This is a genomic window from Ammoniphilus soli, from assembly GCF_040813775.1.
This window is the reverse complement of sequence record NZ_JBEGDL010000094.1, coordinates 1-2,620: the sequence shown is the minus strand read 5'-3', so window position 1 is coordinate 2,620 and position 2,620 is coordinate 1. Positions and strand designations below refer to the sequence as shown.

3 protein-coding genes are annotated in these 2,620 nt (G+C 38.4%); all 3 read right to left on the bottom strand.

What is annotated here, in order from left to right; translation table 11 throughout:
- The coding region (gene aceA, locus ABLT31_RS38240; protein WP_367760951.1) for an isocitrate lyase at window positions 1-1,027 on the bottom strand (1,027 nt) is incomplete at its 3' end.
- Between the two features lie 173 nt (window positions 1,028-1,200).
- Window positions 1,201-1,494 (bottom strand): hypothetical protein, encoded by a 294-nt coding sequence (locus ABLT31_RS38235; protein WP_367760950.1) that lies wholly within the window; start codon window positions 1,492-1,494, stop codon window positions 1,201-1,203.
- Between the two features lie 821 nt (window positions 1,495-2,315).
- Window positions 2,316-2,620 (bottom strand): arsenic resistance protein (locus tag ABLT31_RS38230; RefSeq protein ID WP_367760949.1); only part of this gene is annotated, 305 nt, incomplete at its 5' end.

Below are 2,620 nucleotides of genomic sequence, written 5' to 3'. Positions count from 1 at the left end.
AGGTAACGAATTGGAACTTGTATCCCATTTTTCCTAGTTCCTTTTGGAAGTTAGCAATGGTTTCATCATCCAACTTCTTCTTCCAATTGAAGGATGGTGAGCAGTTGTAAGCCAAAAGTTTACCCGGAAACTTGGCATGGATCGCTTCTGCAAAACGGCGAGCTTCATCAATATTCGGTTCTGATGTTTCACACCAGATCATATCACAGTGAGGAGCATACGCTAATCCACGTGAAATCGCTTGATCTAATCCTGGCTTCGTGTAGTAGAATCCTTCCGATGTTCTTTCACCTGTTAAAAATGGATGATCATACGAATCCGCATCACTGGTAATAAGGTTAGCCGCATTCGCATCGGTACGAGCGATAATAACAGTTGGTACCCCCATGACATCGGCAGCCAATCGAGCGGCAATTAAGTTGCGAACCGCCGTTTGAGTGGGAAGTAATACTTTACCTCCTAAATGCCCACACTTCTTTTCTGAAGACAATTGATCTTCCAGGTGAACCCCACCTGCTCCCGCTTCAATCATCGCTTTGGTTAATTCAAATACGTTCAAAGGTCCACCGAAACCGGCTTCCATATCCGCCACGATTGGAGCAAACCAGTACGTGTCTCCCTTCCCCTCAGCTTGTTGGATCTGGTCAGCACGCTGAAGCGTTTGGTTAATCCGCTTCACCACTTGCGGTACGCTATTAGCCGGATACAAACTTTGGTCAGGGTACATTTGACCAGAAAGGTTGGCGTCGGCTGCTACTTGCCAACCACTCAAGTAGATGGCTTTTAATCCTGCTTTGACCTGTTGCATGGCCTGATTACCTGTAAGAGCCCCTAAAGCGTTGATGTAATCTTCTGTGTTTACGAGATTCCAAAGACGTTCTGCACCCATGCGGGCTAAGGTTTGTTCTACAACCACAGATCCACGAAGCTTTACTACATCGGCACCCGTATAGGTTCTTTTCACACCCTGCCAACGATCAGACTTCCAGCTTTCTTCGATTTCGCGAATTTGTTGTTCTCTAATCATAGTTCATCTCTCCCTATCCATTATTAGTTTATGTTAATTTGTTATCACCAGAGTAATTAAAAAGTTTTTGAAGTATTCCATCTTCGTGTCTACAAAAAACTAGATAATTTTCTACAACCAACCGTGTTATACGATAATAAATATTGATGTATAACACATTAAGTAAAAAAAATTTAATCCTCGATTTCTAGACAGCACTCAATAGCATCTTTGTAACTTTGATGTTCTATGCTACAGGCTCGACATGTGTTTGTCATATCCAGTTCATCCATTTTACGAAATACAACCACATGTTTTTGCTCGGATTCGATCTCAATAGATCCTTGTTCATTGAAGTGGAGTGTTAATATCTCATTATCATACACAAACATAGTTTCTTTCATTTCATCATTAGTTTTTCCTAATCCTCTATGAATGAGAACCCAGCGTTCAATTAAATCTCTTCCTGTCGCTTGCGTGGATTGCATATTTCCCACCTACTCCCTCTCAATCTATTATATTGATGTTATAAAAACATAACATTTACCACAACTGATATATAACAGTTTTTTCGAGAAAAAGTACCTAAAGTTTTTCTATCCCCAACTTTATAATACATAATATTTAAATTGTTATAATAAATAATTGTATTGCGTAAGATCTAATCCAGTCTAGGTTTTTGGTTTTACTTAGTTAGATCCATTGGGTCCTTCAACTTATAAGTCGATAAATTAAACTCTTATTATGACTGTTTATCACCCCTTCCAAATAAATAATAAATTTTTAAATATATACCTATTTGGTATAAACTTTTTAATACTACCACCACTCAGCGTAGGGATACCAATTTCCTGCTTTAATTAACTCTTTTCAAACACTTTTTTCGCTACACCTAAGGCATTTTGAACTCGAGGAAACCCGACTTAGGGGACAAGCTGTAAATTGTTTCAGCACTTCATTATAATCATGATTATTTTATAATCTTGTTTAGATTAAATATACCATAACCTGTTTACTTGTCAATGCCTTTTTAAATTCATATTTTATGCTGATACTATTCACTCCACCCGGAACCAGGAAGAAATCCGTTCCATGTCATCTGAAGAATAGTAACAACTCATAAATCCAATATTTTTATCGGCACTGGGTTTTCAACCCAGTATAACTACATAAATTCTTGGGCTTCTGATTGAGATTCGCAGCAGTAAATCCCCTTCACGAGAAAAATCTCTAATCATAAAGGACGGGAATCAGTTTTCCACATAAAGTGATGATCGGCTGCTTCTTCTTTAATGGGTTCTAACTGAAATTAAGATTCTGCTAGTAATGGTTTAGAGAAAAATCGTTTCTGGAACCAAAAGGATACTCTTACAAGAATTATCATAATGGGTACTTCAACCAACGGTCCGATTACAGCAGCAAAGGCAACACCGGAATGAATCCCAAAAACTCCAATGGCTACGGCAATCGCCAATTCAAAGTTGTTACCGGAAGCAGTAAAGGCCATTGTTGTCGAAATAGGGTAGTTTGCTCCTGCCTTTCTGCCTATCCAAAAAGAAACTATAAACATTACAAAAAAATATATTATTAAAGGAAACGCGATACGAACGACAT